Origin of the sequence: Streptomyces sp. NPDC101225 (assembly GCF_044767585.1) — a bacterium.
In the GTDB taxonomy this organism is placed as follows: Bacteria; Actinomycetota; Actinomycetes; order Streptomycetales; family Streptomycetaceae; genus Streptomyces.
Genome location: NZ_JBIWOE010000004.1, coordinates 180214 through 199089 on the forward strand (window position 1 = coordinate 180214; position 18876 = coordinate 199089).

The window sequence follows — 18876 nt, forward strand, 5'->3', positions numbered from 1 at the left end:
CCAGACCGTGTTTCGCGTCGCGGTCATCTGCTGTAACGAACGGCGCGCAACCACGGGGGAACGCGACGCGGTCGAGCCTCGGCAGGATGCGACGGCCGGGCAGAGTCGCTGCTGTACGTCCCCGGTCGGTGTCGTTGATGTCAGCCGTGGAGGTCGGAGCACTCCGGATTCGCAGCTCAGTGTGGACCCTGAACGCAGTCGTCGAAGTCGACTACTGGACGCTCGCGGTCCCTGCCCTTCGTGGTGGACCGGTTGAGGCGCGCCGCTACGGTGCCGAACAGATGGCCTTGATCACTCTTCCTCGACGGGGCGCGATTCCATAGGGTCCGATCATTCGAGACTGACTCTGGGGGAGTGTGTGGCTGTTCCGGTGGTTCGGAGTCGTGCCCTGCGCGTCATCCGGGGCGTGGGCTCGTTCCTGAAGGAACTCCTGGCGGAAATCGTCGGGGAAGTGGTGCTGTCCGTCATCGCCTGTATCGCCCTGGCCGGTCTGGCTCTGGCGTTCGTCTGGGGATGGGGGCGCAGCCCGCTCGTCACCGGCGGTCTGGGTGGTGCCTTGCTGGCCTTCCTCGGCTATGGCGGCTGGGAGTTGCGTCGTCCCGCCCGGCCAGGGCGGCGCGGGCGACTGGCAGGCGTGGCCGCCGCCACGTTTGCCGTGGCAGCCCTGTTCGTCGCCTACGCCTGGTCCTGCAATTGCTCCTGAACTCACTCGCCCGCATCCTTGCGAGGCCGCCCGCCCACGCGGCACCGGCTCTGGGTCGGCCATGGACGGCGGTGAACCAGGCTGAATGAGAAGGAAACTGATTCGAAAATCCGCTGTCCACTGTTCGCTGCCGTGCCTGGGCGGCTGCTCCTCTACGGTCGAGTGTCAGGCGGGAGTCTCCGCTGTCGTGTCCTCATGACGAGCAGCGATGGCGAACTCCATCCACTCAATACCGACGACACTGAATCTGGCGCCGACGTTGGCGGACGCGGTGCCTTCGAACTGATGAGGTGTGCCCGCTTCGGAGCCAACGAGACTCCACGGTGTGGCGATCTTCCAGGCCCACTGGAGCGTGGTGAATAGTGCGTGCTCCGGGGTGGAGCAGGCGAGCGGGGAGGTCAGCCGCAGTTCGGCGAGCTCGGGGAACTTCCAGTACCGCTCATATCCGACGATCTCGATGGGGCACGGCAGCAGTTTCTCGACGCGGCCGACCACTCGCCCGGCACCACGGCGGTCACCCGCGCGCACGTGGCAGCGCCATCGGATCGTCTCGAACATGCCGGCACCTTACGGCCCTTACCGGGACTCTTGCAGAAAGCCCCGGCGTTCACGCCGGGGATGACTGCATCTCAAGACTGCTCTGACGTGCACGTTAGAGCGGACGTTTTTGCTGTTCGATGTACTGGCGGACGATTGCCAACGGTGCTCCGCCGCACGATGCGGAGAAGATGCGAGGACTGTACGCCCTTCCTAGGCTGGTGGCATGAAACGCGTCGTCGTTGATCATTTCGGCGGTCCCGAAGTCTTGCGGGTCGTGGAGGACGACGATCCCCGGCCGGGACCTGGCGAGGTGTGCGTCAGGGTGCTGGCGGCAGGCGTGTCGTTCACCGACGCCCAACTGCGCGCCGGCACATACCTCGGCGTACCGAAGCCCCCGTTCACGCCGGGCTACGAGCTCGTCGGAGTTGTCGAAGAGGTCAGCCACGGCTGTTCGAGACTGAGAGTGGGAGACCGCGTCGGTGCGCTGACGGTGTGGGGTGCGGACGCGGAGCGCGTCTGTGTGCCGGAGGCGGAGGCGGTCGAGGTGCCTGAGGACCTCGACCCGGCGGAAATCCTGAACCTCGTCTTCACCTACATGACCGCCTACCAGCTACTGCACCGCGTGGCGAGGGTGAAGACCGGCGAGGCGGTGCTCGTGCATGGTGCGGCCGGCCGGGTGGGCACGGCGGTCCTCGAACTCGGAGCGGTCGCCGGGCTTCAGCTCTACGGAACCGCGTCGGCTCGCGACCGAACCGCGGTCGAACGGCTCGGCGCGGTGGCGATCGACTACCGCAACGAGGACTTCCTGGAGCGGGTGCGCACGCTCCCCGGAAGAGGCGTGGACGTCGTGCTCGACGGGCTCGGCGGCGCGCTCTCGCTACGCTCCTTCCGCGCGTTGCGGCCCGGCGGACGCCTGGTCGTGTACGGCCACTACGCCACGCTCGAGCATGGGCAGAAGAACAGGAGAGCGTGGGCGGAGTGGTACGCGTCGACCGGAGCCGTCTGGCTCTGGAGCCTGCTCTCGCCCCATCGGCGGGCGCTCGCCTACCGAATCCAGAAAGTGCACGGCCGGCACCGCCAAGTGCTTCCCGTGGCGGGTAGCCATCCGGCGCTTCCCGTGGGTGGAGGTCCCCGGGACCCGGAGCAGTTCCGGGAGGACTTCCGTGCGCTGCTCGCCCTGCTCCGTGAACACAGGATCCACCCGGCCGTGGCCGAACGCCTGCCGCTGTCCGAGGCTCGTCGAGCGCACGAGATGCTCGAGCGCTCGGCGGCGAAGGGAAAGCTCGTGCTCGTGCCATAAGCCGAGGCGGCCGAGGCAGAGACGGAGGAGGACGCTCGCTGATGGTTGGCGACGGCCCCGCTGATCGAGTGGAGGAGGCCGTGACCGGCGAAGTTCGGCAGGCACGGCGGGCGCGCTACCTGCCCATCGCCGAGCACGGCCTGATCGGCGACCTGCACACCGTCGCTCTCGTGGGCACCGACGGTACGATCGACTGGTACTTCCAGACAGCTCTACCTCCCCGACACCACCATCCTCATCACGCGCTTCCTATGCCCGGCGGAGTGGGGGAGGTGCAGGACTTCATGCCCCCGCCGCGTACCGGCGAGGCGGCGCACCGGCACCGCATGATCCGCCGGGTGCTCGCTGTGCGCGGCCAGATGCGGTTCGTCGTCGACGTCGCCCCGCGCTTCGACTACGCGCGCAGCCGCCACGACGTCGAACTCACCCCGCAGGGCGCGCTGTTCCGCTCTCCCGAACTGCAGCTCGGCCTCTCGACCCGCTGCCCGCTCGAGATCGTGGGCGAGGGCGACGTTCACGCGCGTGTCGCCGTACGGGCCGGGGAGACGGCCACCTTCGTGCTCGATCGCGTCCAGGCCGGCGAGCCGCAGGTGCCGTACTCCGATGCCGGCATCGCCGCAGAGTTCGACGCCACCGTGGCGTTCTGGCGGCGATGGCTGCGCCGCTCGCGCTACGCCGGGCGCTGGCGCGAGACGGTGCACCGCTCGGCACTCACACTCAAGCTGCTCACGTACGCGCCCACCGGTGCGATCGTGGCCGCCCCCACCACCAGCCTGCCGGAGGAGCTCGGCGGCGCACGCAACTGGGATTACCGCTACACGTGGATGCGCGACGCCGCCTTCTCGCTCTACGCCCTGCTCAGGCTCGGGTTCTCCGACGAAGCCGGGGCGTTCATGGAGTGGCTGGAGCAGCGCTTCCGGCGCACGGCCGACTGCGGCGAGTCGGGCCCCTTGCAGATCATGTACGGAATAGACGGGCGCGAGGACCTGCCCGAGGAGGAACTCTCCCATCTGGAGGGGTACATGGGCTCGACGCCGGTGCGGATCGGCAACCAGGCGGCGACCCAGCTCCAGCTCGACATCTACGGCGAGCTGATCGATTCCGTCTACCTCTGCAACCAGTACGGACGACCCCTCTACCACGACGGCTGGATGGAACTCACCCGCAACCTCGAGTGGCTGATGAACCACTGGGACCAGCCCGACCAGGGAATCTGGGAAACGCGCGGCAGCCGCCGCGACTTCACGTACTCCCGGCTGATGAGCTGGGTCGCGGTCGAGCGCGCGATGCGAATCGCCCGCCAGCGCGGCCTGCCCGCCGACCTCCCCCGCTGGACGGCTGTCCGGGACGACATCTACAACCAGATCATGCTGCGAGGCTGGAACCCTGCCCGCCGGGCGTTCGTCCAGCACTACGACACCGACGTGCTCGGCGCCTCCCTGCTGCTCATGCCCCTGTGCAAGTTCGTCGCGCCCACCGACCCGCGCTGGATCTCCACGCTCGACGCCGTCACCGCGGAACTGGTCTCCGACAGCCTCGTCTACCGCTACAACGCGGAAGCGTCCCCCGACGGGCTCGCCGGCACGGAGGCGACCTTCTCGATGTGCTCCTTCTGGTGGGTGGAGGCACTCGCCCGGGCAGGCCGCCTCGACGAGGCACGGCTGGCCTTCGAGAAGATGCTCACCTACGCGAACCACGTAGGGCTGTACTCGGAGGAGATCGGCCCGACGGGCGAACAACTCGGCAACTTCCCCCAGGCATTCACGCATCTGGCGCTGATCAGCGCCGCCTACAACCTCGACCGCCGGCTCGGGTGAGCGTCCCAGCTGTTCCGGTACGGGCCGGACAGGAAGTACCGGGGCCTGCGTGGGCGCCCGGCGTGGAGGTCGGAACGACGCCGTAGACGACCCGGTCAGGGCAGCGCGACGACGCCTCCACCTGAAGCGGCGGGCCCTGCTGAAGGCAGGCCCGAACAGGGCGTTCCAGCACGCCCCCATCTGGACTCGGAATCGCGGGATGGGAGGCCGTCGTCGGCCGCTTGGGGCCACCGATGACCTGTTAGAACGGCAGTTCCTCCGGCTCCTCAGAGATCCGCCGGGCGAACTCGTCGACGACCTGCGGTACGACCCGTTGGGCGTCTTCATGCTCGAGTGCTTCGAGGAGGGCTTGCCGGACCTTCACGTACGGCTGTCCGGCGTGAGAGGAACGGGTCCGGCCGACGGCCCGCTCCACCTTCGCCAGATGAGCGGCCACCATGGGCATGGCCTTGTCGTACGCACTCGGGTTGGTGGCCATGGGATTAGCCGATCAGGTCCTACCTACGAGCACAAGGCGGCCGGTAGACCATCAGCTTGGAAGCTGCGGGCATTGGGGTCGGCTGGGGTGCTGACCTGGGCGAACGCTCGGCCCGCGCTCCTTCTGGGGTTGGCGCCTTTCACCGTGGTTCCCCGCTGCTCCCCGCTCGTTCCGGTGCGGTGGTGGTGCGGAGCTGCGGCGACCAGGGGGTGATCAGCCGGGCACCTGCCATGCGTCGAGGCGGATCTTCACCTGACGGTTGTGGTCCGCATGCCAGATGACCTCGCCGGCGACGGTGGCGCCCAAGGCAGGCAGTTCCATGTGGTGAGGCATGGCGGTGATCTCGGCAAAGCCGACTGCATTCGGCACGCCATCGAGGAGGAGGAAGACGCCGAACGGCCGTCGGCCGATGACCCGTCCGCTGACGTGAGATCCAAGGGGTAGCGTGGAGACTGTTGCTGGCCAGCTCTGGTCTATGACATCCGAGGCCGGCAGCAGGGAGCGGTCCGGCCAACTGAACTCGGGCATCGGCCAATCATCGTCAGGACGACAACCGTTGTCGACAGGAGGCCGCAACGCCTCACCGCTCGGCCGTGCGAGACCAACACGCTTGCCAACTGTGGTGGTGGAGCGATGGGTTGTGTACAGGGGCGTTCACCTGCGTTCATGGGCGGTTGGCCGCCGGTGCTGGGAGGGCTGTGGGTCCCGCCTGCACGGCCGTGAAACCGTGCTGAATGAGACGGGAACTGAGGCGGCCGCCCATGGTCCTGGACCTAACCTCGCCACCATGGCGCGTCCAGGTTGCCAGCCGGGAGCGCCTTGGTTCTGGCCAGGATCTTCCTGTCGAGGGCCCATACGAGGGCGCGTAGCTCACGAGCGCTCTTCCTCGGCAGGGCGTGAAGCACGGCTTCGAGGTGGCCGCGGAAGTCGACGCCGTAGCAACCGCACTCGAGGATTCCGCAGTCGGGACCCACGAGTGGGTCCGCGAGTTGTCTGAGAGGGCCGTGGGCCAGGGCCTTCCAGTGCCAGAACGCTTCTTCGGTGGCTTCGGGCCAGAAGCGGGTCCGCTCAAGTCGACGCAGTTCGGCCGTGCAAGACCCTGAGAGGCGGTCAATGAACGGGTACCGTCGCTGCCTCGGCCGATGGATGGGAAGGTCGCCACGCAGGGCTGACGGGCGCCTACGCGGCATTGCCCCTTCGGTAGTCGGTCATGGGGGCAACGTACAGAACGACGTGTTCGATGACCATCGCGTATCTGTTGGCCGAAGCCCTGAGCCTGGGAAGCTGCGCTCGTTGAGGAGCGGGTCTGGAGTTGGCCTGGGCTGATGAACCGTTGCGGCCTCTGGGCGGCTCGGCTGCGTTCGCCGTGATTCCCGGTTGTTCTCTGTCCCGTCGGGTGCGGTTGCGGTGCAGCGGTGCAGGGTCCTGTGCAGCGCCGTCGCCCTCTGGGCGGGGGCGGTAGCTCATGCGAGAGTGTGGGCATGACGGCACCAGGAGCCACCGTTGTTGCGGTCGGCGAGGTCGAGGGACTCGCGGTGGACGGGCTGCGCTGGCTGACCACGGCGGCGCGGGAAACCTCAGGAGGGGGCCTCGCCTGGACGACCAGGCCCTCGGACGACGAACTCAACCCGACGCTCTACAGCGGTACGGCCGGGAACGTCCTCGTGCTCCTGGAGGCGTGGCGGCACTTCGGCGACGACTCCTACGCCGACACCGCCCTGCGCGGGGCCCGCGGCCTTGCGGAATCTGTCGAGGACTTCGACGACGACTCCCTCTACGTCGGCCGCACCGGAATGGCCCTGGCGCTGCGGGCCGTTCACGACGAGCTTGGTGACACGGGCGCCGGTGCCGCCGCTGACCGTGCCCTGAAAGTCGTGCGGTCACGTTTCGACGGCACCCGATGGGGCGAGCTGTTCGAGCTGATGGGCGGCAACGCGGGAATCGGCCTCGGCGCATGTCTGGCCGGCGACGCCGAACTGGCCGTCCTCGCCCTGGAGCCCTATCTGCGGACGGCGGAGAAGACCGCGACGGGTGTCCACTGGCCCCACCGTGCAGGTGTCGATTCCCGGCTGCATCACATTTCACACGGCACACTGGGCATCGTGCTGGCGCTGGCCCGGGTCGGCCGTGCCAGCGGCCGTGCGGATCTGGTCGAGCTGGCGTTGGCCGGTGCTGCGGACGTCGTGGCCCGTGACGCAGCGGGGCCGAAAGGCTTCCTGGTGCCGCACTCCACTCCTCAGTACCGCCCCGATGTGATCGAGCCCATCAGCTACGGCTGGTGTCACGGCCCGGCCGGCGACGCCCAGGTCTTCCGGCTGCTGCGAGACATCACCGCCGACCGCGTCTGGTCGTCCCTCGCCGACCGCTGCTGGTACACGGTCACCCATTCCGGTCTGCCGCAGCGGCTGCGCCCGGGTTTCTGGGACAACAGCGGCCGCTGCTGCGGCACTGCGGGCGTCCTCGCCCTGGCCTGCGATCGGATCGCCGAACAGCAGGACCCGTACGACTTCGCCCACGTCCTCGTCGCGGACCTCGCCGCCCGTGCGATCCGGGACCGGGACGGCGCTCGCTGGTCCAACTTCGAGCACCGGGCTGCCGAGGGCGACCTCGAACCGTGCACCGGCTGGGCGATGGGCAACTCGGGCATCGTCCGTGAACTCCTACGTTTCGCACGGCTGAGCCGCGGCGGCGACAGCCGGTACGCGTTTCCCTGGCCTGACCAGCCTCAGGTATCCGATTCCGTTTTGACGCGACTGCCCGGGACACGGACCCGGGCAGTCACGTGAAGGCCCTTCCGAGGACAGGGCGCACAGGCCAAAGGCCCCGGACCACGATCGGTCCGGGGCCTCCTGCCGGGAGGTGCCCGGCACTGCCGAGCGGTGCAGTTTCCCCTGGTCAGGACCGCTCGGCGAGCCACGTGATCCGGCTCCTGCCGCCCTGTATCGGGCTGTCCGCTCACGCATCGCTCACGCGCTGTCGGCTGCTGAAGCAGCGCGTGAGTCAGATCTGGCCGAGGTCGATCTCCACGGCGAAGGGCGCCGCTGCCTTGAGGACGCCGGTGAACACGTCTGCGTCCCGGTAGGTCTTCGTCGCGGGGTCGAGGACGTAGGTGTACACGAGAGGAACGCCGGTCGCGGCCTGCTCGATCCTCCAGTAGAAGCCGATGCCCGCCTTGGCGTACTGGTCGACCTTCACGATCCGGTCGGTGGTCTCCGAGCCCGGAGACACCACCTCCGCGACCAGCAGTACGTGCTCGGGGCGGGTGGGGCTGATGTCGATCGTGTCTGCGCGGTACACGACGACGTCCGGGCGGCGATTGGTGAGCGGGACGTCCTGAAGCCGGACGTCGAAGTCCGTGTCGGCGTTCCACTCCGGGCCCGCCGCGGCATCCAGGGCGTTCGCCAGAATCCGGGCCGGCCGGTTGTGGCGCTTGGACGCGCTCGGACTCACGACGACCATCCCGTCCACGATTTCGATGCCAGCGCACTGCTCCTCGGACCAGGACTCGTACTCCTCCACCGTGATCTGCTCATGCATCCACGCCGGGGCCATCATCTCGGCTGTCACGAAGCACCTCCCGGACACTGTGCCGCGGGCCCGACCCCGCTGAATTCAGCGTACTGTCTGGTGTCCGTCCGGCATGCTGATCTCGCTCCCCCTCCCCGTCGGTAAGCATCCGACCAGCGATCCCACGACAAGGGAGGACCCAGCGTCGGCCTGCGGAACGTCCCGGTCGGCAGCCGCGCCTTCGTCGAGGGACCGTACACCGAACGCGATGTGTACGTCTGCGGCCCGCCCACCATGACCAGAGCCGTGCTTGCCGGTCTACGGGACTCGCGAGTTCGGTGTGGCAGGTGCACGCCGAGAAGTTCGGTCCGGCCCGAGCCGGAAAGAGGCCCGACGTCCGGACCCGCGCATACGGACCAGCTGCAGGCCGAGCGGTCCCTGTCGCTCACGCAAACGGCCCCGGACGAGGAGTCCGAGGCCGAGTAAGAGCCCTCCCTGGGGAAGAAACCCCAGGTCAGAGCGATAACGCGCTGTGCCCCCGGCAGGATTCGAACCTGCGACACCCGCTTTAGGAGAGCGGTGCTCTATCCCCTGAGCTACGAAGGCAGTGCTGCGGTGGCAACGCTGAGCTGCAGCTGGGCCACCGACGACAGTGTAGCGGTTGGCGCGGTGGTGGCCGGGGGGTTGGTCGGGTTGGGGGCGGTGGGACCCACTGGCCTGCCCCCGGTGGGCGGGCGGCCGTTCCGGCGTCGAATGCGCCCCAGGGGTCGGGCCTTGGTGATACCTTCTCGAAGGAATGTTTTTGGGTCCGGTGTCGCGCCGGGCCCCGAGGGGGAGGTCGTCGGGATGACGGTGGTGGCAGGTATCGGCACGGGCGCGCCGGCAGGCGATGGGCATCGGCCCGCCTATCTGGTGTTCTGCGACGTCGACGAGACGTTGATCGACTGCAAGAGCATGTTCGAGTTTCTCCGGTTCCGGCTGGTGCGGCGGTACGGGGAGGAGGGGGAGGAGCGCTACCGGCGTATCGCGGGCGAACTGCGGCGGCTGTCCGCCGAGGGGGTGCCCCGGGAGGGGATCAACCGCTCCTACTACCGCTCGTACGCCGGGGAGAGCGCGGCGGAGATGACCGCGCTCGGGCGGGAGTGGTTCTCGCTCGCGTCGGCCGACCCGGGGTTCTTCATCGCGTCCACCGCCGCCGAACTGGACCGGCACCGCGCCGCCGGTGCCGAGATCGTGCTCGTCTCGGGGTCCTTCGCGCCGTGCCTCGACCCGGTCGCCGAACAGGTCGGCGCCCGCTACGTCCTGTGCACCTCGCCCCGCGTGCTCGGCGGCCGCTACACCGGTGAGGTGACCGAACCCGTGATCGGCGAGGGCAAGCGTGCGGCCGTGCTGCGCCTGCTCGCCGAGTACCCGGGCGTCAACCCGCGCGACTGCTACGCCTACGGTGACCATCCCTCCGACTTCCCCATGCTCGACTGCGTCGGGCACCCCCGGGGAGTCGGTGACGCTCCCGCCGTACGGGAGTATCTCGCCCGGCGTGCCGAGCCGGTCGCGGTCGCGGCCGCCGCCTCCGGATGCGCGCTCGCCTGCTGGTCCATGGGCCGGGACGAGCTCTCCGAAGCCTGCGCGGGGGAGTGCGCCCTGCCGCTGGGCTGAGGCGCGCCCGGTGAAGGCCGGGGGCTGAACAGCTTGGCTGAACGGTCAGTTCGGGGACGGTCGGGCCCAGGCCCCCGTCCCCGAACTCGTCCGTGCTCAGTCGATGCTCCGGCAGATGTGGGGTTCCAGGCCGGCGTCGTCGGCGTCGCCCGCCAGCCGTAGCACGGGCCTCCTCGGCTCCGGCCCGGTACTCACCAGGCGTCGGCCGCCGTCGTGGTGGGCGGAGGCCGGCGAGGCGTCGGACGGGACGTGGCGGCGGGGGAGGGACGCCCTCGGCATCGTCCGCTGTGTCGTGCGCGGTGTCGTCCGCGGTGTCGTGACGGGCGGGGTGAGCGGTGTCGTGGGCGGCTTCGTACGCGGCGTCGTGATCTGTGTCGTGACCGGGTTCGTACGCGGTGTCGTACGCGGTGTCGTGGGCGGCTTCGTGGGCGGCGGGGTGAAGGGCGTGGTGATCGGTGCCGGCTTCGGTCTTGCCTGCGGTGCTGCCATCGTCGTTGCTCCTTGTGGCTCGGGCGTCCTCGTTCTTGTCTCCGCTGCTCGGCATGAATGCTTCGGGCGTGCGGCCGTACCGCCGCGCTACCTCGCCCCCGCCAGTGCGGGCTCCGGCAGCGCCGCCGTCGGGGCGGCGGTCGTCCGCCGGGGGATCCGTGCCGGGCGGGCGTGCCGGGTCGGGGCCCAGCGCAGCAGGGCCGAGCCCACCGACATGCCGCCGCCGAAAGCGGACAGGACGGTCAGGTCGCCCTCCGTGAACAGGCCGCGGCGGTGCGCCAGATCGAGGGTGATCGGGACCGAGGCGGCACCCGTGTTGCCGTGCAGGGCCAGGGCCAGGTGCATACGGGCGGAGTCCAGGCCGAGAGCGGGCCAGACCTCGGCCAGCATCACGCCGTTGGCCTGGTGCGGCACGAAGTGGCGGACCGCGCGGGCCGGTACGTCCGCCTTGGCCAGCAGCGCGTGGACGGCGCCGGGCAGGTTCTCGTGCACGAAACCGCGCACCCCGCGCCCGTCCATCGTGAACCAGTGCGCACCCTCCGCCAGCGTGTCCGCCGACGCCGGCCGCCTGCTGCCGCCCGCCGGCACGCTGATCAGCCGGTGCTGGTCGCCGCGCGTGGTCAGGCTGGTGGTGATGCCGCCGGTGGCCGCCGGCACCGGGCCGAGCACCACCGCCCCCGCCCCGTCCCCGAACAGGATGGCCGTCTTGCGGTCCGCCGGGTCCAGGATGCGGGAGTAGACGTCCGCGCCGATGACGAGGGCGTACGGCCCCTGCCCGGCACCCGCCGGTTCGGCGCGCAGCATGCGCTCGGCGGCCGTCAGCGCGAACATGAAGCCGCTGCACACGGAGTTGACGTCGAAGGCCGCGGCCCGGCGGGCCCCGATCAGGTCGGTCACGATCGCCGCCGTGGCCGGCTGGGGGTGGTCCGGGGTGGAGGTGGCGACCACGACGTACGTGATCTGTTCCGCGTCCAGGCCCGCCTGGGCGAGCGCCTGCCGGGCCGCGTGCGCCGCCAGGTCCGAGGTCGCTTCGTGCGCCGCGGCGCGGTGGCGTCGCCGTATGCCCGTCTTGCGCTCGATCCACTCCGCGGTCACCCCCGCCGCCGCGCCGACCTCGTCGTTGTCGACGACGGTGGCGGGCAGGTGGGAGCCGGTCGCGATGACGCCGATCGGGTGGTGGTCCATGGTCGGTCTCTCCTTCGAACGGTGTGCGTGGACTGGTCAGTTGGCCGGTGCGGTGGTGAACTCGCCGAAGCTCGGGCCCCGCAGCTTCAGCTGGGCGTGGATGTCGCCGCCGAGGCCGAAGTGGCCGATGGCGCCGCCGTAGTTCTGCTGGTAGCTCATCCAGAGCACGACCACGTTGATCACCCGGTTCGCGCCGGGGGTGCCCGGTTCGGGGAAGGGGTTGGGCAGTGTCGCGCGGTAGTGGGCCATGCCGTTGCTGTCGCTGATGAACGCGTTCGGCACGCCGAGCGGTCCGGGGCGGGTCGGGCCCGCCGGGTCGAGGTCGTGCTCGCGCAGCGACATGACCGTGTAGAGGCTGTCCGGGATCAGGCCGGTGAAGGCGAAGGAGAAGTCGGCCCTGTGCCGGTGCGCCGGCACATGGACCTCCAGCTGGCCGCGCGCCTTGGCCCATTGGCCGAGGGTGATCGGCTCGCGCACCTTCGGTCCGTCCTCCTCGCGCAGGTCCGGGATCGGTGCGCCGTGCAGCGGGTAGCTGGGGCGCCGCACGTCGTGCGCGTCGGGGCGCTGCTCGGGGGCGAAGAGCATCGGGTAGTTGTTGCAGGGCAGGGGGAGGGGCAGCGTGTAGAGCTGGACCTGGGCGTCCGGGCCGGTGGGGTCGGCGAGGTCGAGCTCGCGGACGATGTCGTACGGCAGGTTCCGGCCGAGCGGCGGCAGCGGGCTGTCGGGGGAGACCACGGCGCCGCCCCACTCGGACGCGGTGGTGCCGGCGGGGCCGGGGCGGTTCACGCGGCCGATGACGACGAAGTCGCCGTTCTCGTCAACGATCTCGCTCGGCGGGTAGAGCGGGCCCTGTGTGGTGACGCTCAGGTCGTAGGTCCGGGTCATGGGGGCGGCCGCGAGGGGTGCCGCGGCCTCGGGTGCGATGGTCATGTCGGGTGCTCCTTCGCCGGCGCGAGGCGGAAACGGCCGGCCGGCCGCGCAACGCCTTGCAGCAGGGTCACGCGGCCGGCCGGGGGAGGGGGAATGGGCCGAGTGGGGCCGATGGGGTTGATGGGGGCGATCGATGGGTTCGATGGGGTTGATGGGGGCGATTGATGGGGCCGATCGGTCCAATGGGGTCGATGGTGCCGAGGGGAGAAGCGATCGGGGTCAGGCGGCGGTGACGCGCTCGTAGATGCGGGTGTAGAGGCCGTTGTCGCCGCCGGTGATGTAGGTGTCGCCGGCCTCGCGGACGATCTGCTGGTAGCGCGGGGAGGTGAAGGCCTCCATGTACCGGGCGGGGTCCGCGTCGAAGCCGGACACGAACATCACGCCGGGCTCGGTGCTGGCCAGCGAATGGAAGGCCTGGAAGCTCTTGACCTCGTCCGAGGTGCGCACGACGTCGAAGATGGTCTCCTCGCGCCAGGCGCGGTACTGCCGGTAGACCCGCGGCACGACCTCGACGTGCCGCATCTGCACGTACCGGGTGTCGGGCAGGGCGCCCACGGCCGGCTTGGGCGCCTCGACGAACTGCAGGAACTGGCGGCGGAAGTCGCCCTCGCCCAGCGGGCCGACGGCCTCCCACAGCTTCCACCAGTCGGCCCGCAGCTCCTCCATGCGCGCGAAGCCGTCCAGCGGGGCGAGTTCGAGGACCGAGTTGCTCTCCAGGCCCCGGTAGAGGATGCGGCCCTCGAAGCCGGACGCGTCGTTGTGGCGCTGCCAGGCCTCGGCTACGGCGTCGATCTGCTCGGGCTTGGCGAACAGCTCGGTGGCGGTGATGAGGGCGGCGGAAGCGGACATGACGGTTCTCCTTGGATGTGGGCGTCGCTACGTGAAGCGACGTCGTGAAAGACGTCGTGAAGCGAAGTGGTGAAGCGAAGTGGTGAAGAGACGTCGTGAAGGGACGTCGTGAAAGGGGTGCGCTGATCTGGGAGTGGTGGGCGGGCGCGAGGAGTTGAGCGGGCGCCGGCTCAGGCGCCGATCAGCACCGGCCGTCCGGTGGCCGCGGCCCCCGCCGCCGCCTGCTGCGTGGTGCGTACGGTGTGCTCCACCGCGTACTGCGCCCTGCGGTGCTCCTTGGCCTCGATGACCGGCGCGTCGAAGGCCGTGTAGGTCACGGTCGTGATCGAGGCGCGGCGGCCCGCCTGGTGCAGGGAGATCTCGGCGGCGAAGGAGAGCCGGCCGGGGTCGTCGAGTTCGGCGCGGAGCGTGTGGTAGACGATCGTGGCGTCGAGCGGGAAGAGGAAGTTCTCGAAGTCGGTGTTCAGCGACTCGATGACGTAGTAGTACGACCGGTCGAGGTGGCGCGAGGCGTGGTAGCGCTCGCTGACCGCGAGGAACATCTGCCGGGCGGCTTCGACGGCGACCATGCCCTGGACGTGCTCGCCGGTCTGGTGGTCGATGAGCAGCTCGTTGTCGTTGTGGACGCGCAGGGTCGCGGAGAACAGGTCCTCGCCGTCCCGCCTCAGGTCGGCTATCAGGGTGTTGCAGCTTCGGTGTTTGTGGGCCTCGCCGCGGCCGGCCAGCGCCGGCTCCCGGAAGGCGAAGTCCAGCCGCTCGGCGAGTCCCAGGAGCAGGGCCTGCTCGCGGACGAGCTCCCACTCGTGGCGGCTGACGCCCTGCCCGGCGCGGACCGTGATCGGGAGGGTGTCCCAGGAGTACACCCCGAGGCGCATCTCGTCGGTGAACTGCGTGACCGTGAGCACGTCCTCGTGTGCGGCGAATCCGGCGAATCGGTCACCGACCAGCAGCAGGGTCCGGGGAGTGGCTGTGGCTGACATGCGTTTCTCCTTGATGGGGCGGCCGTGCCCGACGGGCGGCCGCGGACGGGAGGAGCGTCGAAACAGGTACAGCTGACGTACGGGATGTGCGGGAGGTGCGAGATGTGCGGGGCCTGCCGCCTCTTCCGCGCCGGTTCGTCCGGGGTGGCGGGGCCGATGTGAAGAACGTAGAGCACCTTGGACGTGAGTGCAACCATCTAGTTGGTTTTTTGGAACTATCCAGTTGGTTTCCCGGTGGACTACGCTCGTCCCATGGCTGAGACACCCAAGGGACAGCAGACCCGCGCCAAGCTTCTGGAGGCCGCCGAGGCGGAGTTCTCCGAGTACGGTCTCGCGGGTGCGCGCGTGGACCGGATCGCGGAGCGCTCCGGTGTCAACAAGCAGCGGATCTATGCCTACTTCGGCAACAAGGAAGCCCTGTTCGCCGCCGTGATGGCCAAGGTCTACGCGCACATGTCCGAGGCCGTGCCCATCCCCACCACGGAGGAGGGGCTGCGCTCCTACGTCGGCGAGGTCTTCGACTATCACCGCAAGTCCGACCTGGTCCGGCTGCTGGCCTGGGAGGGCCTGCACTACCGGGACAAGCCGATCCCGGACGAGAAGGAGCGCGAGGCGTACTACGTCCACAAGACGGCCGCGCTCAGTCTCGCCCTCGGTATCGACGACCCCACGGCGGCGGCCCGGGCGCTCATCGCCCTGATCGGCGTGGCGTCCTGGCCGTTCATCGTGCCGCAGCAGCGCCGGCTGATGCTGGGGCCGGACGGCGACACCGAGTCGGGATGGGCGCTGCTGCGGGCCAGCGTCGTCGCGCACGGGCACTCGATCATCGACAACGTTCTGCAGGGGTCGGTCTGAGGGGGGCGGTCTGAGGGGGGCGGTCTGGGGGGACCGGTCTGGGGGGACCGGTCTGGCGGGGTCGGTCCGACTGGGCTGGTCTGACTGGGCTGGTCTGATGGGGTCGGCTGAAGGTGCTGGTCTGGTGGGGCTGGCCGGAGGTGCTGGTCTGGTGGGGCCGGCCGGAGGCGCTGGTCTGACGGCGCTGCTTTGACGGTGCTGGTCTTCGGGGCGGCCGGTCGTCGGGTGGAGTTCTTCCGCGCGGTGGGGCAAGGGAGTTCGGAATGATCCGGGCTCCCTTTTTTGCTGGTCAGGGGCGCGAAACCAACTGGATGGTTCAGGAAAACCAACTAGATGGTTGCACTGGCTCCCGAACCCGGCTACCTTCTTCATCACCAGGCCGCGCCCGCTCCACCCAGGGCGCCGGTGGGAACTGACGCAACGTCAAACAGGGGCGTAGCCCCGGAAATTGAGGGACCCGTGGACACCACCGCTCCTGTCATCGTCGTCAGCGGCGCCACCGGCGGCATGGGATCGGCCGTGGTCGAGGAGCTGGCCCGGTCCGACGCCACCGTCGTGCTGCTCGGCCGGGACGCGGACCGCCTGGAGCGGGCCCGGACCGAGATCGACGCCCGTACCGGCGGCGCCGGCCGGCTCGTGCCGTACGAGACCGACATCAACTCCGCCGCCTCCGTGGACGCCATGGCCGTCGCCCTGGTCGCCGAGCTCGGCCGGGTGGACGGGCTGGTGCACACCGCCGGCGACGGCCCGCTGGCCCCGCTGGAGGAGGCCACCGACGCCATGTGGCAGGCCACCCTCAACGGCAAGCTCATGGGCGCGGTCCGGCTCACCCGGGCGCTGGCAGGCCCGCTGGCCGCGGCCGGCGGCGGCTCGGTCGTGCTGGTCAGCGGAGTCTTCCGCAAGGACCCCGACCCGCTCTTCCCGGTGAACAGCGCGGTCAACGCCGCCCTCGCGGCCTTCGCTAAGGCCGTCTCCAAGGACCTCGGCCGCAAGGGCGTCCGGGTCAACGTGCTCGACCCAGGCGCCGTGCGCACCCCGCTGTGGGACGAGATCGCCAAGGCGATCGGCGACCGCACCGGTGCCACCGCCGAGGAGGTCAGCGCCCAGGTCGCCGCCGGGACCCCGCTCGGCACGCTCGCGGAGCCGGCCGACGTCGCCCGGCTGACCGCCTTCCTCCTCTCGCCGGCCGCCCGTCATATCGCGGGCGCCGCGCTCACCCTGGACGGCGGGGCGTCGGCCGGCCTGTAACCGCCCGCCCGGCGTTCCGGCTCACCCCTCGGCGCTCCGCGCGCCGCACGTCACCAGACGCGGACCCGAACGTCGTACGCCCGGACACCCTGCACGTCCGCGGAGCCCTGCACGTCCGTGGAGCCCTGCACGTCCGTGGAGTCCGCACATCCGCGGAGCGCCATGCGCCCGCCACCGGTTCTCCCGCCGCCCGTCCTCCCGGCACCGATCCTCCCGGCACCCGTGCCCCCGCACCCGTACGTCCGACTCGCGCGCCCCCGATTCCCGCCCCCCCGATTCCCGCCCCCCCGATTCCCGCCCCTCGATTCCCGCTCCCCGACTCCCGCTCCCCGACTCCCGCTCCCCGACTCCCCTACGCCCGAAGGAGCTTCGCCATGCCCATTCTCTCCGTGACCACCTGGCCCAACCAGACCGACGAGAAGTGCCAGGAGCTCGTCGAGGAGCTCACCGCCACGGTGCACCGCGTCATCGGCGCACCCCTCGACAAGATCACCGTCTACATCCAGGAGATCCCGCAGAACCGCTGGGGCGAAGGCGGAGTGCTCGGCACGAACCCCGAGTTCGCCGAGCTCAGCCGCCGCCGCGCCGCGCCGGCCGACGCCTGACCGCGCTCCACCTCCACCCCCGCCCCACCCTTACTCCACCCCCGCCCCACCCTTACTCCACCCCCGCCCCACCCTTACGCCACCCCCGCTCCACCCTTACGCCACCCCCGCTCCACCCTTACCCCCGCTCCACCCTTACCCCAGCTCCGCCCCTCCTCCCCCCGGCACATCCCCCCTGGCACCCCCCCGGCACCCCCCCCGGGCACCCCCCTGGCACCTCCCCCCCGGCACATCCCCCCACCCCCCGCCAACCCGGCCTTTTCCAAGGAGAGTTCCCATGGCCATCCTGACCCGGTCCGCGCGGACCGACCGGACCGACCGGACCCCGGTCGTACCGGCCGGTGAACCGTCCGCCCCGCAGCGGTCCTCCACCACCACCGTCCTCGCGGCGGCGCTGCTCGCCTTCTTCGTCATCTCCCTCGACGGCTCGGTCGTCAACGTGGCGCTGCCGGCCATCTCCCGCAGCCTGCGCGGCTCCATGGCCGACCTGCAGTGGATCGTTGACGGCTACACACTGATGTTCGCCGCGTTCATGCTGTCGGCCGGAACCTTCTCGGACCGGATCGGCGCCACCCGCGCCTACGCCTGGGGCCTGGCCGCCTTCACCGCGGCCTCCCTGGCCTGCGGCGTCGCACCCAACCTGGGCACGCTGATCGGCGCCCGCATGGTGCAGGGCGGTGCGGCCGCGCTGATGGTGCCGGCCTCGCTCGCGCTGATCCGGCAGACCTACTCCGACCCGGGCAAGCGGGCGCGGGCCATCGCGATCTGGACGGCCGCCGGCTCCGTCGCGGTCGCCGTCGGCCCGGTCGTCGGCGGCATGCTCACCAGCGGGCTGAGCTGGCGGGCGGTGTTCTACCTGAACCTTCCGGTGGGCGCCCTCGGCCTCGCCCTGCTGACCCGCATCCAGGCCTCACCGCGCCGCGAGGCCCCGGTGGACCTGGTCGGCCAGCTCTCCGTCGTGGCCTCCCTGGCCGGTCTGACGTACGCCGTGATCGAAGGCGGTCGCGCGGGCTGGGGCAGCCCGGACGTGCTGGGCACCCTGGCGCTGGCCGCCGTGGCGACCGCGGTGTTCGTGCGGACGCAGTCGCGGCGGGAGCGCCCGATGGTGCCGCTGAGCATCTTCAAGTCCCGCACGGTGGTGGTCTGCCTGGCGGCCGGCTTCACCATCAACGCGGTGTTCTACGGCGCGATCTTCCTGCTCGGCATGTACTTCCAGCAGGTGCGCGGGGCCTCTCCGGTCAGCACCGGCGCGATGTTCATCCCGATGTGCGCGCTGATCTCCATCGTCAACATGGCGGGCGTCAAGCTGGCGGCGCGCAAGGGCGCGTGGGTGCCGATGACGATCGGCCAGCTGGTCATGACCGCGGGGGCGCTGCTGATGCTGACGGTCACCTCCCACACGTCGTACCTGGTCCCCGTGCTGCTGCTGGTCCCGATCGGCCTGGGTGGCGGGCTCGCGGTGCCGTCGCTGACGGCGGCGATCCTGGAGAACATCGACGGCGAGCGGGCGGGCACGGCGGCCGCGGTGCTCAACACCTTCCGTCAGGTGGGCAGTTGCATCGCGGTGGCGGCGTTCGGTGCGCTCATCGCGGACACCTCGCACTTCCAGCAGGGGTTCGACACCAGCTTCGTGATCAGTGTGGTGATGCTGCTGACCACGGCGGCGGCCACGGGGCTGCTGCTGCGGCGGGTGACCAGGCGGGCCGGTGCCGGGGCGTAGGTGCTGTGCCGCCC

17 protein-coding genes, 1 tRNA gene and 2 pseudogenes are annotated in these 18876 nt (G+C 70.3%); 9 read left to right on the forward strand and 11 right to left on the reverse strand.

What is annotated here, in order from left to right:
• Positions 1 to 406: 406 nt before the first annotated feature.
• Complete coding sequence (locus tag ACIRPX_RS07625; protein ID WP_404189691.1) at positions 407 to 703, forward strand: hypothetical protein; 297 nt, start codon at positions 407 to 409, stop codon at positions 701 to 703.
• Between the two features lie 165 nt (positions 704 to 868).
• Here the strand turns inward: ACIRPX_RS07625 and ACIRPX_RS07630 are convergent, their stop codons facing one another.
• Complete coding sequence (locus ACIRPX_RS07630) at positions 869 to 1261, reverse strand: hypothetical protein (protein ID WP_404189693.1); 393 nt, start codon at positions 1259 to 1261, stop codon at positions 869 to 871.
• Between the two features lie 94 nt (positions 1262 to 1355).
• Positions 1356 to 1454 (reverse strand): annotated as a pseudogene (locus tag ACIRPX_RS07635) (IS200/IS605 family transposase); the annotation flags it as partial.
• 12 nt (positions 1455 to 1466) lie between these two features.
• Between ACIRPX_RS07635 and ACIRPX_RS07640 the strand changes: the two are divergent.
• Together ACIRPX_RS07640 and ACIRPX_RS07645 are read left to right on the forward strand one after the other, a co-directional pair.
• Positions 1467 to 2543 carry a medium chain dehydrogenase/reductase family protein gene (locus ACIRPX_RS07640; RefSeq protein WP_404189696.1) on the forward strand — a complete coding sequence of 359 codons (1077 nt, stop codon included), beginning with the start codon at positions 1467 to 1469 and terminating at the stop codon, positions 2541 to 2543.
• A gap of 41 nt (positions 2544 to 2584) precedes the next feature.
• Positions 2585 to 4360: pseudogene (locus ACIRPX_RS07645) on the forward strand (glycoside hydrolase family 15 protein).
• A gap of 241 nt (positions 4361 to 4601) precedes the next feature.
• Here the strand turns inward: ACIRPX_RS07645 and ACIRPX_RS07650 are convergent.
• Together ACIRPX_RS07650 and ACIRPX_RS07655 are read right to left on the reverse strand one after the other, a co-directional pair.
• Positions 4602 to 4838 carry a hypothetical protein gene (locus ACIRPX_RS07650; RefSeq protein ID WP_404189699.1) on the reverse strand — a complete coding sequence of 79 codons (237 nt, stop codon included), beginning with the start codon at positions 4836 to 4838 and terminating at the stop codon, positions 4602 to 4604.
• Between the two features lie 213 nt (positions 4839 to 5051).
• The gene (locus tag ACIRPX_RS07655; protein WP_404189702.1) at positions 5052 to 5366 is read right to left on the reverse strand and encodes a hypothetical protein; all 315 of its coding nucleotides are present in this window, start codon (positions 5364 to 5366) and stop codon (positions 5052 to 5054) included.
• A 953-nt stretch (positions 5367 to 6319) separates the two neighbouring features.
• On the opposite strand from ACIRPX_RS07655, the gene ACIRPX_RS07660 reads away from it, so the two are divergent.
• Entirely contained in the window at positions 6320 to 7624 is a 1305-nt protein-coding gene (locus tag ACIRPX_RS07660) for a lanthionine synthetase LanC family protein (protein WP_404189705.1), read from the forward strand.
• Positions 7625 to 7838: 214 nt separating this feature from the next.
• On the opposite strand, the gene ACIRPX_RS07665 is transcribed toward ACIRPX_RS07660, so the two are convergent.
• Both ACIRPX_RS07665 and ACIRPX_RS07670 read right to left on the reverse strand, forming a co-directional pair.
• Positions 7839 to 8405 carry a Uma2 family endonuclease gene (locus ACIRPX_RS07665; RefSeq protein ID WP_404189708.1) on the reverse strand — a complete coding sequence of 189 codons (567 nt, stop codon included), beginning with the start codon at positions 8403 to 8405 and terminating at the stop codon, positions 7839 to 7841.
• A gap of 473 nt (positions 8406 to 8878) precedes the next feature.
• Positions 8879 to 8951: transfer RNA gene (locus ACIRPX_RS07670), tRNA-Arg, on the reverse strand.
• A 240-nt stretch (positions 8952 to 9191) separates the two neighbouring features.
• On the opposite strand from ACIRPX_RS07670, the gene ACIRPX_RS07675 reads away from it, so the two are divergent.
• Complete coding sequence (locus ACIRPX_RS07675) at positions 9192 to 10001, forward strand: HAD family hydrolase (protein ID WP_404189710.1); 810 nt, start codon at positions 9192 to 9194, stop codon at positions 9999 to 10001.
• A 96-nt stretch (positions 10002 to 10097) separates the two neighbouring features.
• Here the strand turns inward: ACIRPX_RS07675 and ACIRPX_RS07680 are convergent, their stop codons facing one another.
• The 5 genes from ACIRPX_RS07680 to ACIRPX_RS07700 form a co-directional block, all read right to left on the reverse strand.
• Positions 10098 to 10490, reverse strand: a complete 393-nt coding sequence (locus tag ACIRPX_RS07680; protein ID WP_404189712.1) for a hypothetical protein — start codon at positions 10488 to 10490, stop codon at positions 10098 to 10100.
• Between the two features lie 87 nt (positions 10491 to 10577).
• On the reverse strand, positions 10578 to 11675 hold the full coding sequence (locus tag ACIRPX_RS07685; RefSeq protein ID WP_404189714.1) for a 3-oxoacyl-ACP synthase III family protein: 1098 nt from the start codon (positions 11673 to 11675) through the stop codon (positions 10578 to 10580).
• Positions 11676 to 11711: 36 nt separating this feature from the next.
• Positions 11712 to 12605 carry a hypothetical protein gene (locus tag ACIRPX_RS07690; protein WP_404189717.1) on the reverse strand — a complete coding sequence of 298 codons (894 nt, stop codon included), beginning with the start codon at positions 12603 to 12605 and terminating at the stop codon, positions 11712 to 11714.
• A 219-nt stretch (positions 12606 to 12824) separates the two neighbouring features.
• Complete coding sequence (locus ACIRPX_RS07695; protein ID WP_404189720.1) at positions 12825 to 13454, reverse strand: hypothetical protein; 630 nt, start codon at positions 13452 to 13454, stop codon at positions 12825 to 12827.
• A gap of 170 nt (positions 13455 to 13624) precedes the next feature.
• Complete coding sequence (locus ACIRPX_RS07700; protein ID WP_404189723.1) at positions 13625 to 14434, reverse strand: AfsA-related hotdog domain-containing protein; 810 nt, start codon at positions 14432 to 14434, stop codon at positions 13625 to 13627.
• A gap of 252 nt (positions 14435 to 14686) precedes the next feature.
• Here ACIRPX_RS07700 and ACIRPX_RS07705 point away from each other — a divergent pair, with 252 nt between their 5' ends.
• The 4 genes from ACIRPX_RS07705 (at position 14687) to ACIRPX_RS07720 (ending at position 18862) form a co-directional block, all read left to right on the forward strand.
• Entirely contained in the window at positions 14687 to 15289 is a 603-nt protein-coding gene (locus ACIRPX_RS07705) for a TetR family transcriptional regulator (protein ID WP_404189725.1), read from the forward strand.
• Positions 15290 to 15748: 459 nt separating this feature from the next.
• Positions 15749 to 16537, forward strand: a complete 789-nt coding sequence (locus ACIRPX_RS07710; RefSeq protein ID WP_404189728.1) for an SDR family NAD(P)-dependent oxidoreductase — start codon at positions 15749 to 15751, stop codon at positions 16535 to 16537.
• A gap of 374 nt (positions 16538 to 16911) precedes the next feature.
• Positions 16912 to 17142 (forward strand): 4-oxalocrotonate tautomerase family protein, encoded by a 231-nt coding sequence (locus ACIRPX_RS07715; RefSeq protein WP_404189731.1) that lies wholly within the window; start codon positions 16912 to 16914, stop codon positions 17140 to 17142.
• 277 nt (positions 17143 to 17419) lie between these two features.
• A complete protein-coding gene (locus tag ACIRPX_RS07720) occupies positions 17420 to 18862 on the forward strand; it encodes an MFS transporter (RefSeq protein WP_404189734.1) in 1443 nt (480 codons plus the stop codon).
• Positions 18863 to 18876 lie beyond the last annotated feature (14 nt).

What these genes read in the sequence shown, in the direction of transcription:
- ACIRPX_RS07655 (WP_404189702.1), bottom strand. Translation starts at nt 5,366, where the DNA reads ATGCCCGAGTTCAGTTGGCCGGACCGCTCCCTGCTGCCGGCCTCGGAT.
- ACIRPX_RS07650 (WP_404189699.1), bottom strand. Translation starts at nt 4,838, where the DNA reads ATGGCCACCAACCCGAGTGCGTACGACAAGGCCATGCCCATGGTGGCC.
- ACIRPX_RS07690 (WP_404189717.1), bottom strand. Translation starts at nt 12,605, where the DNA reads ATGACCATCGCACCCGAGGCCGCGGCACCCCTCGCGGCCGCCCCCATG.
- ACIRPX_RS07640 (WP_404189696.1), top strand. Translation starts at nt 1,467, where the DNA reads ATGAAACGCGTCGTCGTTGATCATTTCGGCGGTCCCGAAGTCTTGCGG.
- ACIRPX_RS07630 (WP_404189693.1), bottom strand. Translation starts at nt 1,261, where the DNA reads ATGTTCGAGACGATCCGATGGCGCTGCCACGTGCGCGCGGGTGACCGC.
- ACIRPX_RS07675 (WP_404189710.1), top strand. Translation starts at nt 9,192, where the DNA reads ATGACGGTGGTGGCAGGTATCGGCACGGGCGCGCCGGCAGGCGATGGG.
- ACIRPX_RS07715 (WP_404189731.1), top strand. Translation starts at nt 16,912, where the DNA reads ATGCCCATTCTCTCCGTGACCACCTGGCCCAACCAGACCGACGAGAAG.
- ACIRPX_RS07705 (WP_404189725.1), top strand. Translation starts at nt 14,687, where the DNA reads ATGGCTGAGACACCCAAGGGACAGCAGACCCGCGCCAAGCTTCTGGAG.
- ACIRPX_RS07720 (WP_404189734.1), top strand. Translation starts at nt 17,420, where the DNA reads ATGGCCATCCTGACCCGGTCCGCGCGGACCGACCGGACCGACCGGACC.
- ACIRPX_RS07700 (WP_404189723.1), bottom strand. Translation starts at nt 14,434, where the DNA reads ATGTCAGCCACAGCCACTCCCCGGACCCTGCTGCTGGTCGGTGACCGA.
- ACIRPX_RS07660 (WP_404189705.1), top strand. Translation starts at nt 6,320, where the DNA reads ATGACGGCACCAGGAGCCACCGTTGTTGCGGTCGGCGAGGTCGAGGGA.
- ACIRPX_RS07695 (WP_404189720.1), bottom strand. Translation starts at nt 13,454, where the DNA reads ATGTCCGCTTCCGCCGCCCTCATCACCGCCACCGAGCTGTTCGCCAAG.
- ACIRPX_RS07685 (WP_404189714.1), bottom strand. Translation starts at nt 11,675, where the DNA reads ATGGACCACCACCCGATCGGCGTCATCGCGACCGGCTCCCACCTGCCC.
- ACIRPX_RS07680 (WP_404189712.1), bottom strand. Translation starts at nt 10,490, where the DNA reads ATGGCAGCACCGCAGGCAAGACCGAAGCCGGCACCGATCACCACGCCC.